Annotated in this window: 16 protein-coding genes; 9 read left to right on the forward strand and 7 right to left on the reverse strand. The window is 73.3% G+C overall.

What is annotated here, in order from left to right; genetic code table 11:
• Positions 1-233 precede the first annotated feature (233 nt).
• From ACFUUZ_RS18410 to ACFUUZ_RS18425, 4 genes are all read left to right on the forward strand, one after another.
• Positions 234-1208 (forward strand): helix-turn-helix transcriptional regulator, encoded by a 975-nt coding sequence (locus tag ACFUUZ_RS18410; RefSeq protein ID WP_378697636.1) that lies wholly within the window; start codon positions 234-236, stop codon positions 1206-1208.
• 116 nt (positions 1209-1324) lie between these two features.
• Positions 1325-2077, forward strand: coding sequence for a GAF and ANTAR domain-containing protein (locus ACFUUZ_RS18415; RefSeq protein ID WP_378697638.1), 753 nt, complete (start codon positions 1325-1327; stop codon positions 2075-2077).
• 6 nt (positions 2078-2083) lie between these two features.
• The gene (locus ACFUUZ_RS18420; protein WP_378697640.1) at positions 2084-3544 is read left to right on the forward strand and encodes a PP2C family protein-serine/threonine phosphatase; all 1461 of its coding nucleotides are present in this window, start codon (positions 2084-2086) and stop codon (positions 3542-3544) included.
• Between the two features lie 402 nt (positions 3545-3946).
• The gene (locus ACFUUZ_RS18425) at positions 3947-4765 is read left to right on the forward strand and encodes a SigB/SigF/SigG family RNA polymerase sigma factor (protein WP_378697642.1); all 819 of its coding nucleotides are present in this window, start codon (positions 3947-3949) and stop codon (positions 4763-4765) included.
• On the opposite strand, the gene ACFUUZ_RS18430 is transcribed toward ACFUUZ_RS18425, so the two are convergent.
• From ACFUUZ_RS18430 to ACFUUZ_RS18445, 4 genes are all read right to left on the reverse strand, one after another.
• Positions 4766-5179, reverse strand: a complete 414-nt coding sequence (locus ACFUUZ_RS18430; RefSeq protein ID WP_378697644.1) for a DUF3052 family protein — start codon at positions 5177-5179, stop codon at positions 4766-4768. It abuts the gene before it with no gap.
• 72 nt (positions 5180-5251) lie between these two features.
• A complete protein-coding gene (locus tag ACFUUZ_RS18435; protein ID WP_378697647.1) occupies positions 5252-6256 on the reverse strand; it encodes a helix-turn-helix transcriptional regulator in 1005 nt (334 codons plus the stop codon).
• A gap of 41 nt (positions 6257-6297) precedes the next feature.
• On the reverse strand, positions 6298-7116 hold the full coding sequence (locus ACFUUZ_RS18440; protein ID WP_378697649.1) for a SigB/SigF/SigG family RNA polymerase sigma factor: 819 nt from the start codon (positions 7114-7116) through the stop codon (positions 6298-6300).
• 153 nt (positions 7117-7269) lie between these two features.
• Positions 7270-8127, reverse strand: coding sequence for a helix-turn-helix domain-containing protein (locus ACFUUZ_RS18445; protein WP_378697652.1), 858 nt, complete (start codon positions 8125-8127; stop codon positions 7270-7272).
• 416 nt (positions 8128-8543) lie between these two features.
• On the opposite strand from ACFUUZ_RS18445, the gene ACFUUZ_RS18450 reads away from it, so the two are divergent.
• The gene (locus tag ACFUUZ_RS18450) at positions 8544-9053 is read left to right on the forward strand and encodes a DUF3558 family protein (protein ID WP_378697654.1); all 510 of its coding nucleotides are present in this window, start codon (positions 8544-8546) and stop codon (positions 9051-9053) included.
• Between the two features lie 3 nt (positions 9054-9056).
• Here the strand turns inward: ACFUUZ_RS18450 and ACFUUZ_RS18455 are convergent, their stop codons facing one another.
• The 3 genes from ACFUUZ_RS18455 to ACFUUZ_RS18465 form a co-directional block, all read right to left on the reverse strand.
• Positions 9057-10118 carry a fused (3R)-hydroxyacyl-ACP dehydratase subunits HadA/HadB gene (locus ACFUUZ_RS18455; protein WP_378697657.1) on the reverse strand — a complete coding sequence of 354 codons (1062 nt, stop codon included), beginning with the start codon at positions 10116-10118 and terminating at the stop codon, positions 9057-9059.
• A 143-nt stretch (positions 10119-10261) separates the two neighbouring features.
• Positions 10262-11770 (reverse strand): lipase family protein, encoded by a 1509-nt coding sequence (locus ACFUUZ_RS18460; RefSeq protein ID WP_378697659.1) that lies wholly within the window; start codon positions 11768-11770, stop codon positions 10262-10264.
• Positions 11771-11984: 214 nt separating this feature from the next.
• Positions 11985-13163, reverse strand: a complete 1179-nt coding sequence (locus ACFUUZ_RS18465; RefSeq protein WP_378697675.1) for a lipase family protein — start codon at positions 13161-13163, stop codon at positions 11985-11987.
• 330 nt (positions 13164-13493) lie between these two features.
• On the opposite strand from ACFUUZ_RS18465, the gene ACFUUZ_RS18470 reads away from it, so the two are divergent.
• The 4 genes from ACFUUZ_RS18470 to ACFUUZ_RS18485 all read left to right on the forward strand — a co-directional run bounded on the left by ACFUUZ_RS18470 (position 13494) and on the right by ACFUUZ_RS18485 (position 15849).
• Positions 13494-13742, forward strand: a complete 249-nt coding sequence (locus ACFUUZ_RS18470) for a hypothetical protein (RefSeq protein ID WP_378697661.1) — start codon at positions 13494-13496, stop codon at positions 13740-13742.
• Positions 13743-13831: 89 nt separating this feature from the next.
• Positions 13832-14302: a DUF2599 domain-containing protein gene (locus ACFUUZ_RS18475; RefSeq protein WP_378697663.1), complete on the forward strand. Its 471-nt coding sequence runs from the start codon at positions 13832-13834 to the stop codon at positions 14300-14302.
• Positions 14303-14342: 40 nt separating this feature from the next.
• Positions 14343-14996, forward strand: a complete 654-nt coding sequence (locus ACFUUZ_RS18480) for an NAD(P)H-binding protein (RefSeq protein ID WP_378697665.1) — start codon at positions 14343-14345, stop codon at positions 14994-14996.
• Positions 14997-15618: 622 nt separating this feature from the next.
• On the forward strand, positions 15619-15849 hold the full coding sequence (locus ACFUUZ_RS18485) for a hypothetical protein (RefSeq protein WP_378697667.1): 231 nt from the start codon (positions 15619-15621) through the stop codon (positions 15847-15849).
• Positions 15850-16060: the final 211 nt, after the last annotated feature.

A 16060-nucleotide genomic window follows, 5' to 3' on the forward strand; every position in this document is an offset into this window, starting at 1 on the left:
CCCGGAGAAACAAGGAAAGCGGCGGGTGTAGCGGCGGCGGCGCGGGGCATTCGCGCGGCGCGCCCCAGCCCGGAGCCGCGCCGGTGGCAGGCGCCGAAGAACGGCCCGTCGGTTCCCGCCCCGATCGGTCCCCCGCTTCGCGATTCGGCCGGTCGGTCCGGGATATACCGTGGCCGAGCGGAGTACGGTGGTCCTGTCCGTGCTCGCAATCGGTACAGGGCAGGAGAACGCTCGTGGTCACACCGGCAGCGCTGCCGATCCGGCGCGCGGAGTTCCGCTCCACCGATGCCGACGCGGCCACAGCGGTGTTCGAGCAGCTCTACGTGGGCAACCGCACCCGCTTCCACGAGGTGGGCCCGGACGCCGCCGTCGCCGTCGCCACCGCGAGCAATGCGCGGCTCGCCACCGACTCGATCAGCTCCACCATGGGCTACCGGGTGGACACCGAGCCGTTGGACTACCTGTTCGTCACCCGGCTCACCGCGGGGCGGCTGACCATCAGCGGCGCCGACCGGGAGATCCGGCAGTACGCGGGCGGGCCCGCGGCGCTCTTCCCGCTCGGCACCGAGCTGCGGTTCGACGCCGAGCAGATCGAGATGCCCGGCCTGCGGCTCCCGCTGGCCCCGGTGCTGGAGGCGGCCGCGGAGCTCGGCACCGACGCCGCCGACTTCCGCTTCCTCGCGTTCCAGCCGGTCTCGGAGTCGGCCTCCCGGTGGTGGAACGGGCTGTTCCACACGGTCTGCCGCGAGCTCTTCGCCACCGAATCGGTTCTCGGCAATGCCCTGGTCGCCACCGAATTCGCCGCCGCGCTCGCCGCTTCCGCGCTGACGGTCTTCCCGAACACCACCATGACCGCGTCCCCGCCCGACCCGGGAGCCGCCTCGGACACCGCGCTCGGCCGGGCGACCGACTACCTGCACGCGCACGCGGCGGAGCCGGTCACCGTGGCCGACATCGCGGCCGCGGCCGGGGTCACCCCGCGCGCGCTGCAGTACGCCTTCCGCACCCACCACGACACCACCCCGCTCGGCTACCTGCGCGAGATCCGGCTCGGGCGCGCCCATTCCGACCTGCTCGCCGCCATCGCGGGCGACGGCCAGACCGTCGCCGGAATCGCGCTGCACTGGGGTTTCTCCAGCCCCGGCCGCTTCGCCGCCGCCTACCAGCAGCGCTACGGCGTGTCCCCGGTACGCACGCTGCGCGGCTGATCCCGCCCCTGCCATGCCGCCCGCCCGTAGGCGCGTGTTGAATTCTCTGCCGGGATTGACAGTGGCGGCAGCGGGGTAGAAACGCTCCTGCCATTCCGACGGGAGGAGCAGCGACCATGTCGCCGGAGAATCCGGACCGCGAGCGCGCGGTGGACGCCGGGCCCGCGGCCGAGCAGATCGCGGCCGCCTTCGCCCGCATGTCCGGGCTGTTCCTGACCGTCGAGGCGGTCGAGACCGCGCAGTCCATGATCACGGCGCTCGCGGCGGAGATGGTGCCGCACACCGCGGGCGCCGGGCTGTCGCTGCTCGACGTCGCGGGCGACCGGGTATCCGCCGCCGCCACCGACGAGGTGGTGCTGCGCGCCGACGCCATGCAGTACGAACTCGGCGCGGGCCCCTGCCTGACCGCGTGGGCCGACCGCATCGTGGTCCGGATCGACGACCTCGACGCCGACGAACGCTGGCCGGTGTGGGCGCGCAGCGCCGCCGAGCTGGGGCTGCGCTCCTCGCTGAGCGCGCCGCTGGTCACCGGCAGCAGCGCGCTCGGCGCGGTGAAGGTCTACGCCACCGAAGCGTTCGCCTACGGGCCGCGCGAAGAACACATCGTGACCATGTTCGCCGCGCAGGCGGCGATGCTGCTCGCACACCGGGCCGCCGCCACCGACGCCGAACGGGTCAGCGCCAGGATCGCGGAGAGCCTGCGCAGCCGGGAGCTGGTGGCGCTGGCCAAGGGCATCGTCATGGCCAGGGACGGGGTGGACGAGCGGTCGGCGTTCCTGATCCTGGCGAACTCCGCCCGGCGGCAACGGCTCACCGTGCTGCAGGTCGCCGAGCGGCTGGCGGCCTCGACGGCGCGCAGGCATCGGTGATCGGCGATGGACGACCGACCCGACGCCGCCCGCGCCAGGGCCCAGCGACACAGCCTGACCCAGGCCATGCGGGGCACGGAGCTGAGCACGGAGGACCTCTGGCTCGGCTACTTCTCGATGGGCGGTGACGCAGGCTTCCTCGAGGTGGACGCCTACGCGCACGGCCTCGGCGAGCTGCCCGCGCTCGACCGCGACATCCTCGCGCACGTGGTCAACGAGCGGATCGAACAGCGGAGCTGGTCGCTGCGCGCGGCCTACAGCCGCACCCCGCGCGATGCCGAACCCACCAGCGCCCCGCTGGCCGCGCTGGTCGAGCTGATCGACGGCACGCACCGGACCGCTCCGGATCGGCTGCCCGGCATCGTGGACGCCGCGGGCCGGGCGCTCGGCGTGCACATGACGGTCTACCTGGTCGACTACGGACAGCGTTTCCTGCGCCCGGTGACCGCGGCACCGGACGCCCCGCGGACCCCCATCGACGTGGACACCACGCTGGCCGGCCGGGCCTTCCGCACGGTGCGGATCCTGCCGTCGGAGTCCGGCGAGAAGCCGCGGCTCTGGGTGCCGCTGCTGGACGGCACCGAGCGGCTCGGCGTGCTCGACGTCCGCCTGGACGACGGCGACGACGTGTACGACCCCGCGCTGCGCACCCAGTGCCGGTGGGTCGCCCGGCTGCTCGGCCACCTGGTGACCGGGCTGAGCGGCTACGGCGACGCGCTGCAGCGGGTCAGGCACGGCGCCCCGCGCACCCCCGCCGCCGAGCTGATCTGGTCGCTGCTGCCGCCGCTCACCGCGGGCGTGGACAACTTCGTCGTCACCGGCGTGCTGGAGCCGCGCGCCGACCTCAACGGCGACGCCTTCGACTACGCGCTCTCCGACACCACCGCCCAGCTGCTCATCCTGGACGCGGTGGGTCACGACCCGCGCAGCGGGTTGATCGCCGCCTCCGCGGTGGCCGCCTACCGCGCGGCCCGGCACGCGGGGCACGGGCTGTTCGAGCAGGCCAGGCTGATCGACGAGACGCTGGAGCGGCAGTTCGGCGGCTCGCTGTTCGCCACCGCGGTGCTGGCCGAGCTGGACCTGCGGACCGGCAGGCTGCGCTACGTCAACGCCGGGCACCCGGAGCCGCTGATCATGCGCGACGGCAAGATCGTCAAGCCGCTGGCCGCCGGGAAGCGGCTGCCGTTCGGGCTCGGCACCGGTGACCTCACCGTCGGCGAGGAGATCCTGCAGCCGGAGGATTGGCTGGTGCTCTACACCGACGGCCTGGTGGAGGCGCGGGACAACACCGGCGAGTTCTTCGGCGCGGCCAGGCTGGCCGACTTCCTGCGCCGGGAGGCCGCCTCCGGGCATCCGCCGCCGGAGACCGCGCGCAGGCTGATCCGTGCGGTGCTCGCGCACCAGCGCGGTGCGCTGCAGGACGACGCCACGGTGGTGCTGGCCCGCTGGACCAGCACGGCGCGGTAGCTCAGTACCGCAGACCGCGTTCGCACCAGCCCCCGGCGTTCGGGGTGTGCGGCAGCCCGGTGCGGGCCGGGGCGGCGACCGCGCGCTCCCGAGATCGACGGCGCGCGCACGGGATCCGGGTGACCACGACCCGGGTCGTGCACCACCACCTCGCCCGCCGGACCGTCCCGTGCCGCCGCATCACCGCTCACCTCCCTCTCGGTGCCCGCGCTACCCCCGCGACGTTCCGGCAAACGAGCCGCCGGTGGCGTTCGATACCGAAAACGAACAGATCGCTCCTCGGCGACGACGCATCGCGAAATGGATCGGCGTGGCCCGCCCGCGCGGAGCCTGCGCGGCGGTAGGCAGAGCACACCGCTCGCACCCCGCGCCCCGGCGCCAGGCACCGAAAGCGAGTTCGCCATGACGCTCCCGACCCATCCCGGCCCGGTCGCCGCCGCGCGCAGGGCGAACCGCGGGCACGACAGCTACGACGGCATCGAGCCGCTGCTGGCCGAGCTCGCCGAGTTGGCCGCCCACGACCCGCGCCGGGGGCCGCTGCGCGAGCTGTGCCTGCGCCGCTGCCTGCCCCTGGCCGACCACATCGCCCGCCGCTTCACCGGCCGCGGCGAAACCTACGACGACCTGCACCAGAGCGCCTCGCTCGGCCTCGTCCTCGCGGTCGACCGCTACGACCCCGCCCGCGGCACCAGCTTCCTCGCCTTCGCGGTGCCGACCATCATGGGCGAGGTGCGCAGGCACTTCCGCGACCGCACCTGGGCGGTCCGGGTGCCGCGCCGGGTCAAGGAGACCCAGCTCGCCATCGGGCCGGTGGTGGAGCAGCTGAGCCAGCGCACGGGCCGGATGCCGACCGCCGTCGAGATCGCCGTCGAGCTGGAGCTGGACCTGATCGAGGTCACCCAGGCGCTACTGGCAGGCAATGCCTACCGCACCAACCCGATCGACTCGGCGGTCGACGACGAGAGCGGGCCGGTCTCGGCGCAGGTCACCGAGGCGCTCGGCGCCACCGACCCCTCCTACGAGCTCTGCGACGACGCGCTCGCCGTCGCCCCGCTGCTGCGCAGGCTCTCCGAGCGCGACCGCCGCGTGCTGTACCTGCGGTTCTTCGAGAACCGGACGCAGGCGCAGATCGCCGCGGAGTTCGGCGTCTCGCAGATGCACATCTCCCGGATCCTCTCCCGCACCCTGGCCGCGCTGCGCGCCCGCGCCCTGCGCGACTGATCAGCGCTGCCTGCGGAACAGCCGCAGCCCGGTGGCGTTCCAGTCGTCGAAGACGTCCACCCGGCCCACCCAGTTCAGCCCGGCGCGCCCGGCGGCGTCGACCACGGCGAGCGGATCGAGGTGGCCGGGGCGGTCGACCTTCGGGGTGAGCACCCAGAGCCGGGTGCGCGGGGTCATCGCCTCGCCGCAGCCGAGCAGCAGCTCGACCGGGTCGGTGCCGTCGGCGCGCAGCCAGACCAGCAGCCCGTCCGGGCAGCGGGTGCCGCCGGGCCCGGTCAGCACACGGCCGGTGATCGCCTCCACCCGCCCGCGCAGCTCGCGGTCGGCGTCCTCGGCGTACCCGATCTCGCGCACCACCTGACCGCGCGCGAATCCGAACCGCTCCACCGCCGACACCAGCCATTCCACCGGCACCCGCTCCTCCGTCCCTCGTCCGATCCAGCGATCGCGCAGCTACCCCGGTGGCAGCGGTTCCAAACGACGGATTCACGGAATTCGGCGGTTGAGCGTCGTGCTCGGGCTGCAGCCGTAGAGGTGCCGGTAGGCGATGGCGAACCGGCCCGGGTTGGAGAAGCCCCACGCCGCGGCGATCGCGCCGACGGTGCGGCCGGAGTCCGGGTCGGCCGCGACCAGGTCGCCGTGCGCCCCCGCCAGGCGGATGCGGCGCAGGTGGTGCACCGGGGTGGTGTTCAGGTGCCTGCGGAAGGCCAGCTGCACCCCGCGGATCGAGACGTACGCGGCGGCGGCGATGTCGGCCAGCGAGATGTCCTCGCGAGCATGGCGGTCCATGTAGGCGATGGCGCGGCGCACGGTCTCCGGGTGCGCGTCGGCGGCGGGCGGGCGCGCGGCGGCGGGCGGGAAGGTCTCCAGCACGACCGCGGCCAGGTAGTGCACGGCCGCCTCGGCGAGCCGGGCCGACCCGGCCAGGAAGTCGGCGCTCCCGCCGATGTGCTCGAGCACCGCGATCAGCCGCGCCGCCGCCTGCCCGCTGACCGGGTCGTGCCCGCCGAGCCGGGGCGGCTCCCCCCGCCCGCCGCGGTCGTCGGCCGCGGCCAGCGTCGCCGGGCGCAGCCGCACCTGCTGCCAGCTCGCGTGCCGGATCACCCCGGACGCGGGCCGTTCCGGCGGCTCCATCGCCACCACCTGCCCCGGGTTGATCCGGCGCGGCCCGGCGGCGCCGAACCGCGGCTCCAGCACGCCGGAGCGCAGCACGAGGACGGTCCAGCGGCCGGAGGGCTCCGCGTCGTAGCCGAGATCACCGCCGATCCGCACCGCGCTGTAGTCGATGGGGCCGATCTCCCGGTGCGCCACCCGGATCGGCAGCCGCGGCTGGGCGGCGCCGAGCCGAACCGGGCCGTAGAGCCTACTCAGCTCGGCCTCGGCGACCGCGGGGTCGTCGGTCTCCAGCAGCACCTGCCCCCGGCCGCCGGGCGCAGGCACCGCCGAATACCCGTTCGCGGCCGAACCTCGTGCCGCGTCCGGGTCTCCCACCGCGCGCCGGTACCCCCGCACTCCGGGCACAAACAGCCGGTTCAGTCGCGCAGCGCGCGTTCGCGCAGCCTGGCCAGCGTGCGGGAGAGGATGCGGGAGATGTGCATCTGTGAGACGCCGAGCTCGGCGGCGATCTGCGACTGGGTGTAGTTCTCGAAGAAGCGCAGCCGCAGCACCAGCTGGTCCCGCTCGCTCAGCTCGCGCAGCAGCGGGGCGACGGCGAGCGCGTCGTCGCAGATCCCGTAGCCGGGGTCGGTCTCGCCGAGCCGCTCGCCGATCTGGGCCGCGATCCCGCCGCCCTCCTCGTCCTCGGCGGCGGCGGCCAGCGAATTCGTGCGGTAGGCGTTGCCCGCGAGCAGCGCCTGGGTCACCTCGATCAGGTCCAGGTTCAGCGCCACCGCGATCTCCACGGCGGTCGGCATGCGGCCGCTCTCCTGGCACAGCTTCTCGATGGTCGGCCCGATGGCGAGCTGGGTCTCCTTGACCCGGCGCGGCACCCGGACCGCCCAGGTGCGGTCGCGGAAGTGCCTGCGCACCTCGCCCATCACGGTGGGCACCGCGAAGGCGACGAAGGAGGTGCCGCGGGCCGGGTCGTAGCGGTCGACCGCGAGGACGAGCCCGAGCGAGGCGCTCTGGTGCAGGTCGTCGTAGGTTTCGCCGCGGCCGGTGAAGCGGCGGGCGATGTGGTCGGCCAGCGGGAGGCAGCGGCGCATGACCTCCTCGCGCAGCCGGGGCCGGGCGGGGTCACCGGCGTCCATGGCGGCGAGTTTCTCCAGCAGCGGCTCGATGCCGTCGTAGCTGTCGGTGCCGCGGTTGCTGCGGCGCGCGGTGGTGCTGTCGTGCAGTGCTGTCCAACTCATCGCGACCTCGCTTTCCGAAGCCCCGCCGGGCATGCGCGCAGCGAGGGGAGGCGATGATCAACGGCTACCGCTCGCCGGACGCCACATGCGGATCGAGCCCGAGTACTTCGCTTTGCGAACGCGAAGCGAGCGGCTATTTCGTATTCGGTACGACTACGGCTCCCCGGCCGGGCGGTCCATGATCTCCGGCTGCCGCCTGCGCAGCGCGGCGAGCAGGCCGGGGGTGTACTCCGGCGGCGCGGCGTGCACCGAGAGCTGGTTCGCTACGGCCAGGTAGGCGTCGACGTCGGCGCGCTTGTCCAGGTAGAGCGCGCTGGTCAGCTGCTGCAGGTAGACGATGTCGGGCAGGTCGGACTCGGCGAAGCGGAGCACGGTGAAGCCACCCTCGGCCACGGCCGGGCCGCCCACGTGGTCGGCGATCACCTGCACCGTGATGTCGGGCCGCGCGGCCATCCGCTCCAGGTGGTCCAGCTGGGCCTGCCAGATCGCCGAACCGCCGATCGGGCGGCGCAGCGCCGCCTCCTCGACCACCAGCCAGAGCTGCGGCGGCTCCGCGCGGTCCAAGATCTCCTGGCGGCGCATGCGTAGCGCGACCCGGCGCTCGATCACGTCCTCGCTCTCGCCCGGGTGCGCGAGCGCGATCAGCGCGCGGGCGTACTCGGGGGTCTGCAGCAGGTCGGGCACGACGCGCGGCTCGAAGCCGCGGATCAGCCGCGCCGCGTTCTCCAGCCCGAGGTAGGTGTCGAACCACTTGGGCAGCCAGTCGTTGTCCCGGTGCCACCACCCCGAGGCGTTGGCCTGCCTGGCCAACTCCAGGTACTCGCGGCACTCCTCCGGGTCGGTGACGCCGTACAGCGCGAGCAGGTCGTTCAGGTCGCGCTCGCGAAACCCGGTGCGGCCCAGCTCCAATCGGCTGATCTTGGAGTGCGAGCCGCGGATCGCCTCGCCCGCGCCCTCCCTGGTGATGCCGCAGGCCTCCCTGAGCCTGCGGAGCCGGGCCCCGAGCACCATCCGCAGCGCCGTCGGACCACCCTCACCCCCGCGCGCCGGAACCGGATCGGGCGATTCGTCTGAAGACTGCACTTCTGGGTACCGCATTTCGCTGTTCCGCACGGAGGAGAGTCGTCGTTGCGAGGCTCGCATGGACCGATACTGCCATGTGAGTCCGACATGAATCCACGATCACCAGCGCCGGTTTATCGAGGACCGCACATCTGTACTTGCATCTGTGCGCACATCGAAATCCGCACCGCCGCAACACAATCGCTCATCCAAACGGAAATCGCCCCGGCCTGGCTTTTGTGACCGATCGGCACCGCGGGCCCGACCGCACTGGGCATCCTCCAGACCCACCGCAACCCCGCCGAATCCGTTCCGCCCGGCACTACTGTCGGCCCGGTTCCCCTTCCCCGGCAGTCAGGTAGCCCGTGCGTCGCTCTCCCCGCCCCGCCCTCGCCGCCGCGCTGCTCGCCGCGGCGGCCCTCGTGCTGACCGCCTGCGGCGCAGACGATTCCGGCGCACCCGCCCCGGCAGGCACCACCTCGGCCCGCGCGGCGGTCGCCTGGGACCCGTGCCTGGCGCTGCCCGCCGAGCTCATCCGCGCGGCGGGCTTCGACCCGGCCAGCAGGCGCGCCGACACCGCGCAGTCCCCCGCGGGCGGCTGGGCGGGCTGCGGCTGGAGCGACGGCACCACCGCGCTGCGCGTGCACGCCGCCGACGAGCCCGCGGGCGACCTGCCCGGCACGCCGGACACCGTCGCGGGCGAGCCCGCCACCCGGTTCACCGAGGGGGCCTTCGACTGCACCCTGCAGCTGCCAGCGGCGAGCGGCGGCGCGGTCCGGCTGCGCATCGACACCCGCCCCTCCGGCCCCGAGCTCGGCGCGCCGTGCGAGCTCGCCCACCGCGCCGCCGCGGTGCTCGCCCCCGCGCTGCCGTGACGCTCAGCGCAGCAGCACCTCCGCGCTCGCCCTGCCGAAGAGCTTGGTGCCGCCGCAGGTGGCGCCGATGCTCAGGGTGGCCGAGCGGCGCACCGGGTCGAGCGCCCTGACCCGGCCGGTGAACTCCACCGACGCCGCGCGCGCCGCCGCCACCGGGGCGAACCCGCTGAACCGGACGCCGTACTCGACGACGGCGGCCGGGTCGCCGAGCCACGCGGTGAGGTAGCCCGCGCCGAGCCCCATGGTGAGCAGGCCGTGCGCGACCACGTCCGGCAGCCCGATGGCCGCGGCGATCTCGTCGCTGAAGTGGATCGGGTTGGTGTCGCCGGAGACGCCCGCGTAGTTCACCAGGTCGCCCCGGGAGAGCGGGTAGGAGCGCGCGGGCAGCTCGTCGCCGACCCGCAGCTCCTCGAAGGCGAGGCGGGTGCGCGGAATGCGCACCGCGGACTCGTCCACCCCCGGCGCGGGATCCGGCTCGTCGGTGACCGCGACGAGGCCCGGCTCGGCGCCGCCATCCCCCGCGCCGGTGCGGGCGGTGAGCGAGGTGCCGGTCATGATCACGCCGTCCACCGCGTCGGCGAAGCCGGGCACCCTCGCCGGGCCGGTCTGCGCGACCACCGTGGTGTGCGCGGTCTGCAGCACGTGCCCCTCGGCGTCGGTGAGCACGTTCCGGCTGACCAGGAAGTCCTTGTCGCCGAACTGCCGGAACGACTCGAACCAGGCGTCGCAGCCGAGCACGTCGCCCGCGACCAGCGGCCGGTGCATCCGGATGCGCTGCTCGGTCTGCAGCATCTGGCTGATGTCGTAGCCGGTGAGCACCGAGTCGAAGAGCGCGCGCTGCATGAGCATCCACACGATGGCGGGGAAGGTCAGCGGGGCGATGACGCCCTTGTACCCCAGCTCCGCGGCGGCCTCGTCGCTCCGGTGCGCCGGGTGCTGGTCCTGCACCGCCCTGGCGAACTCGCGGATCTTCTCGCGCCCGACCTCGAAGTGGTCCGCGAGTCGGAAATGGGAGCCGACCAGGGCCTTCGCCTGGTCGGAGGCGACGATGGTGCTGTCGTTCATCTGCTGCTTTCTCCGCGACCTCCGCCCGCCGGGTGCGACCGGAGCGGCCCACGGTACCGGCATCCGCGCCCGACCTCCCGGCGCCGCCGCGTTTTCTGTGCCTGCCGACAACGGCGACCGCCGGTGCGCACCGAACCCTCACATCAGCACTCCGAGCGCGCCGGGACCCCGCGCAGCCGCAGGTCCAGCCAGCGCACCGCCTCCGGGTAGCCGGTCGCCGCGCCGATGATGTGCTCGCCGAGCACCCCGCGGTACACCGCGTTGGCCCCCAGCGCGCACTGCTCGCGATACAGGTTGCGGGCGCCCTCGGCCGGGATCCAGAACTCCTGGTCGCCGTTGTAGATGTAGAGCGGGACCGGCGAGCGGATGCCGGACATCCTGGTCACCTCGTAGATCTCCGCGGCCAGCTCGGAGCCGAGCGGGTTCGCCATGTCGGCGGCCACGTCGACCGAGAGCTGCAGCAGCCCCGGCAGCGCGAAGACCCCGATGCACTCGTCCTTGATCGGCGAGAGCGCCACCCAGCGGCCCAGGTTGTTGACCCGGTCCAGGATCTCCGGGCGCTCGCGGCCGATGGCGAGGATCGCGCCCATGAACACCCCGGAGGCCAGGTTGGCGTTCATGCTGCGGGCCAGGATCTCGAAGTCGGCGGGCACCCCGCCGAGCGCGGCGCCGACCACCGACCCCGCGAGCTCGGGGGCGTAGCCGGGCAGCATCTTCACCGCGCCGTGGGTGGCGATCGCGCCGCCGGAGTAGCCGGTCATGGCGTAGCGGCTCGCCGCGAACTCCCCGTGGTTCCAGCCGCGCGCGGCCCGGACGGCGTCGAGCACGGCGTGCCCGGCGACCACCGGTTCGGCGTAGGCCATCCACGGCCCCTCGTGGTCCGGGATGAGCACCGCGTAGCCGCGGGCGGCGGCAAGCGCGGTGGTCGGCGGGACGAAGTCGGTGACGTTGGTGTCGAACGAGAGGCCGTGCGCCATGGTGTAGCCGGGGGTGCAGCGCTTGCCGAGCGCGTCGATCGGCAGGTTGTTCACCAGCACCGGCCGCGGCCCCGCCCCGGTCCACGGCGCGGCGGGCACCACCAGCGTCGCGGTGGCGAAGGAGGGCGCGCCGTGCGCGTCGGTGGTGCGGAACTTGAGCAGCGTGGCCTGCCGGATCGGCACCAGGATCAGCGGCGCCGCCGACGCGGTGATGTCGCGGATCTCCAGTACCTCGCCGGGCAGCCGGTCGGCCAGGTCGAGCGGCCACCGGTCGAAGAGCGGGTCACCGGTGGCGGCGGGCAGCACCGCCTGCCGGAAGGCGGCGAGGTCCGGTGCCAGGTCGGGCACCTCGACCCCCGCGGCGGGGGCGGGCAGCACCGGGATCGGCGGCGCGGGCACCACCGCGTCGACCAGTTCGTGCAGCGGAGGCAGCGGTGGCAGCGGGATCCCCGCCGCGGGAGCGGGCTCGGGAGCGGGTGCAGGAGCGGGCAGCGGGAACGGAGCGGGTGTGGGTGCGGGCGGCGTCGGCAGCGCGGGCAGTGGGATCGGCGGTAACCCCGGCAGGTTCAGCACGGGCGGAACCGGCTGCGGCGCAACCGGTTCCGCGAGCACGGCCGGAGCCGCGGCGATCGGAAGGAAGAGCAGCAGCGTCACGACGGTGGCACGGAATCGCATGGCACACATCCCCGGGTGCGGTGGCGTTGCCAGGGCACCGGAGATGTGCGGACTCCGGCCCCCGAAATCCCCCCTCCGGCACCGAGGCCAGGGAGATCAGTGTGGGGGACGGGGGTTGCTCGCAGGTGCGGGTATTCGTTCCGTTGGGGGCGCGGTACCGATTCGCAATCGGAAACATGCCGCCGAGACCGTCCCGCGACCCGTTTGTCACGCCTCAGCAGTTGCTCGGCGCCGGATCGCCCCGGAACCGCCCCTCCAGCCAGGCGAAGGCACCGGGCACCCCGAGCACCGCGGCGGTGAGGTGATCCGGCACCGGGGTCAGCTCGGCCTGCACCGCGGCGCCCGCGGCGCACCAGCGCTGGTTCGTCCGCACGATGGCGTCCACCGGGATCAGCCCGTCGATCGGCGAGTGCCACTCGTAGATCGGCGTGCTCGGCACGCCGTCGTAGAGCTCGAGGCTGTTCTCCTCGACCACCGCGCGGGCCTCGGGGTTGCCGATCATCGATGTGGTGCGCGCGAAGTCCATGACGCCGCGGCCCGCGGCCGCGGCGATGATGCCGTTGGTGCAGCTGTTGGCCATGACCGCGCGCACCGCGAGGCCGCGCTCGTTGAGCTGCTCGCTGAGCGGGAAGCGCTCCGGGTACTCGCGCTCCAGCCCGAGCCCGGCGGCCAGCGCGAGCCCGAAGACCGGGTGCGCGGCGAAGCCGAGCTGCTCCATCATCGCCACCAGGTTCATCGGCACCCCGCCGATCGCCGCCCCCGCGATCGCCAGCTCCGGCGCGTAGCGCGGCGCCAGCGCGGCCGCCCATGCGGTGGCCATGCCGCCGCCGGAGTACCCCGCCATGGTCACCGGTGCGCCCGCGAGGCCGAGCTCGCCGACCTGCCGGACGGCGCGGATGCCGTCCAGGGTGATGGTGCCGCCGAGCCTGGCGGCGCCGTAGGCGAAGTTCGGCCCGAGGTGGTCCGGCAGCGCGACGCTCCAGCCCCTGGCCAGCGCGATGTTCAGCGCGGGCGCCTCGCGCACGGTCAGCTCCGGGTCCGCGGTGTAGAGCACCCGGGAGACCGCGCACTCGGCGCCGAGGCCGTTGATGATGTGCTGGTAGGAGAGCAGCGGCCCGTCCGGCCGGTGCCCGCGCGGGGTGAGCACGGTGGTGGTGGCGGCGATCGGCGCGCCCTCGGAGCCGGTGGAGCGGAAGCGCACCACGGTGACCGCGGTCTCCGGGAAGGCGGGCAGCGGCGGCATCGCCCGCACCGCGATCACCTCGCCCGGCGCCAGCTCGGCGATGTCGGCCGGGGCGGAGTAGAAGGGGTCGGGGTCGGGCTCCGGGTAGAGCGGTGCGGCCGCACCGGGCGCGGCGGTGGATATCAGCCCGAGCGCGGCGGCGGCGAGCAGCACCGCCCGTCTTCGGATTCCCCGCCGAGCGAACCGCGTACGACCCACGGCTCCTGCCTTCCCCTACCTATGAGCTAGCGACCATCATTGTTCGCAAAGAACCCCCTCCGACCAGCGCGATGACAACATACCGACACGTCACAACGCACGAGTGATTTCGCTGTGAACCGGGCGCGTGTCCGCGCTGGTCTCCCTCGTGAGAAGGCCCGACCCGTTCCGGGAGGGGCTGTGAGTTGTCCAAGCGACGGCGCGGAACATGTTCCCGGCCATGGTGCTGGATTTACCGTCGAGTATCGGCGTCGTATCCGGCGCCGGGAAGGAGACGGCGTCATGGACAGCACGGTCACGAGCACGACCCGCTACCCACTCGTCGGAACCGAGGAGGTTCCCACCCGCCGGATCACCGTCTACTTCGACGGCCCGAGCCCGGACGACCTGCTGGTCCTGGAGTACGCCGCCACGCACACCGAGGCCTGGGAGTTCACCTCCGCCGCGGTGCAGGCCGGGCTCACGGTGACCGTGGACGGCAAGGTCCGCCCCGAGCTGCGCAGGCTCCCCTGCCGCTCGCTCTGGCACTGACCCCGCACCCGCTAGGCTCGAAAGATCGCCGAGCGGGAGGGAACCGGAGCGTGATCAGTCGGGTATCGAGGGGTGGACGGAAAGTGGGGATGGCGCTGGCCGCAGCGGGTGTCCTGCTCACAGCGGGCTGCGGCGGGAACGAATCCGTCGCCGCCCCCACCACGACCACCACCACGCCGATCACCACCACCACGCCGCCGCCGCCCGCCGAACTCACCCCGGCCGGGCTGCCCACCGTCGACCCGTACGCCGGGCAGCCGCTCATCGAGCGCACCGAGTGGACCACCGGCCAGGACGGGGCCCGGCTGCTCGTCTTCCCCACCGAGGCCGGGCGCCGCACCCCCTTCCCCGGTGCGGAGAACCGCGCCTGGCTGGAGGTGCTCACCGCCGCCGAGGACGCCGACACCCCCGGCATGTACGACCAGTTCCGCTGCCACTGGGTGTGGGCGCGGCTGGCGGCGCCGAACAAGCCGAGCTGGAATCTGGAACCCTGGCGTCCGGCCGTCGGGTACGACGCAGTGGTGCAGGCGGCCTGTAATCCCGGCGGACCGGAGCGCTGATCTCCGGCGCCGGGCGAGGCGAAACCGGAAGGAGATCACCATGCGTGTCGTCCTGGTGGGTGGACACGGCAAGATCGCCCTGCTGCTGGCGGGGCTGCTCAGCGAGCGCGGCGACGAGCCGGTGGCGCTGATCCGGAATCCGGAGCACGAGGCCGACGTGGCCGCGGCGGGCGCGCGGGCGGTCCTGCTCGATGTCGAGCACAGCAGCGTCGACCAGCTCGCGGCGGTGCTGGAGGGCGCCGACGCCGTCGTCTTCGCGGCGGGCGCGGGCGCGGGCAGCGGGGCCGCGCGCAAGTACACGGTGGACCGCGACGGCTCGGTGCTCGCCGCCACCGCCGCCGAGGCCGCAGGGGTGCGCCGCTTCCTGCAGATCTCATCCATGGGCGCGGGTGAGCCCGCCCCCGACGGCACCGACGAGGTGTGGCGCGCCTACCTGGACGCCAAGACCCAGGCCGAGGAGGACCTGCGCGGCCGCGACCTGGACTGGACCGTGCTGCGGCCGGGCAGGCTGACCGACGACCCGGCCACCGGCGCGGTCACGCTCGGGGCGCGGGTGGGCCGCTCGGACATCCCGCGGGCCGACGTAGCGGCGGTTCTGGTGGCGCTGCTGGACGCCCCGGAAACGGCGGGCGCGACGCTCGAGGTGGTCGCGGGAGAAACTCCGGTAGTGGCGGCGATCACCACGCCCTGGTAACTCCAAAATAGCCATCGGTGCGCGCCCGGCTTTCTCCCGGCAAATAAAGCGGAAACACCTACCGCCTTTTCGGACAATTGCGCTGGGCGCGCACCCGGCACCCCGCACACCGATACCGGATAGCAGTTGCCACGGTTAACTGGTCATGCGTCCGAATTCCCCCATTCTCGGAGGCCGCTCAGCTCGAACCGGCTGCGGCTGGCGGAAATAGCACTCGGTAGCGCGCGCTGCCGGAAATTTTCCGGCGCGGAACGGTTGCTGCGCCGTAATCGCAGATGTGAAAGACTCGCAGTGCAGCCCCCGGATGCCCGCTGAAAACTGACTCCCCGACCCCCCATTACCACGCGAAATTACTGGTCCGTAACGTTTTGGCCGGTTTTTCCGACACTCAAGCGGATGTACAGATGTGCTTGCATTTGAAAGGCGCGTCGCCCTAAACTCGGTCGCGCAACGCTCGACAGGGGAACACAGGGAGGCCACGGCAGGGAGTGGCCGGCGATTGTTGCCGGGTGTTCACTGTCGTCGGAGGTAAGGGGTTAATCGAATGAATCCACCACTACACGGCGATCGCGACGGCGCCGCCGGGATCGCACTGGCCGACGGGCCGGCGAACGGTTTGATCATGAGCACTTTCTCGGCCCGGTACGGGCAACAGGCAGCGATGATCGGCACGCGGGAGTCCGCGACCGCCTACGTCATCCACGCGGTCGAATCCACCGGGGCGGCCACCCGCGCCGACTTCGACATCGACCGCATCGTCAACACCGCGCACGCGCTGTCCGACGACTGGGATGTCGAGGCACTGCAGCCGGACACCTTCTGGCGGATCGCCGCCACCTGCCTGACGCCGTGATCCCGCCGCCCGCGCGGCTCGACGAGCCGGACGCGGGCGCGCGCCACACCGCGCGCGGCGGTGCCGATCCGCCGCCGCGCCGGTACCGATCGTGCCCCGGGCCCGCTCCGGCCACCGTCACCAGCGGTCCAGCGGGCGTCCGGTCGCTGTCGAACCCGCGCCCGATCCGGGGCGCGCCCATCTCCCCATAGCGAGAACACCAGCGCCGCAC

It is taken from the genome of Nocardia sp. NPDC057353 (assembly GCF_042667085.1).
GTDB lineage: Bacteria > Actinomycetota > Actinomycetes > Mycobacteriales > Mycobacteriaceae > Nocardia.

What these genes read in the sequence shown, in the direction of transcription:
- ACFUUZ_RS18415 (WP_378697638.1), top strand. Translation starts at nt 1,325, where the DNA reads ATGTCGCCGGAGAATCCGGACCGCGAGCGCGCGGTGGACGCCGGGCCC.
- ACFUUZ_RS18420 (WP_378697640.1), top strand. Translation starts at nt 2,084, where the DNA reads ATGGACGACCGACCCGACGCCGCCCGCGCCAGGGCCCAGCGACACAGC.
- ACFUUZ_RS18425 (WP_378697642.1), top strand. Translation starts at nt 3,947, where the DNA reads ATGACGCTCCCGACCCATCCCGGCCCGGTCGCCGCCGCGCGCAGGGCG.
- ACFUUZ_RS18440 (WP_378697649.1), bottom strand. Translation starts at nt 7,116, where the DNA reads ATGAGTTGGACAGCACTGCACGACAGCACCACCGCGCGCCGCAGCAAC.
- ACFUUZ_RS18445 (WP_378697652.1), bottom strand. Translation starts at nt 8,127, where the DNA reads ATGGTGCTCGGGGCCCGGCTCCGCAGGCTCAGGGAGGCCTGCGGCATC.
- ACFUUZ_RS18455 (WP_378697657.1), bottom strand. Translation starts at nt 10,118, where the DNA reads ATGAACGACAGCACCATCGTCGCCTCCGACCAGGCGAAGGCCCTGGTC.
- ACFUUZ_RS18460 (WP_378697659.1), bottom strand. Translation starts at nt 11,770, where the DNA reads ATGCGATTCCGTGCCACCGTCGTGACGCTGCTGCTCTTCCTTCCGATC.
- ACFUUZ_RS18470 (WP_378697661.1), top strand. Translation starts at nt 13,494, where the DNA reads ATGGACAGCACGGTCACGAGCACGACCCGCTACCCACTCGTCGGAACC.
- ACFUUZ_RS18475 (WP_378697663.1), top strand. Translation starts at nt 13,832, where the DNA reads ATGGCGCTGGCCGCAGCGGGTGTCCTGCTCACAGCGGGCTGCGGCGGG.
- ACFUUZ_RS18480 (WP_378697665.1), top strand. Translation starts at nt 14,343, where the DNA reads ATGCGTGTCGTCCTGGTGGGTGGACACGGCAAGATCGCCCTGCTGCTG.
- ACFUUZ_RS18485 (WP_378697667.1), top strand. Translation starts at nt 15,619, where the DNA reads ATGAGCACTTTCTCGGCCCGGTACGGGCAACAGGCAGCGATGATCGGC.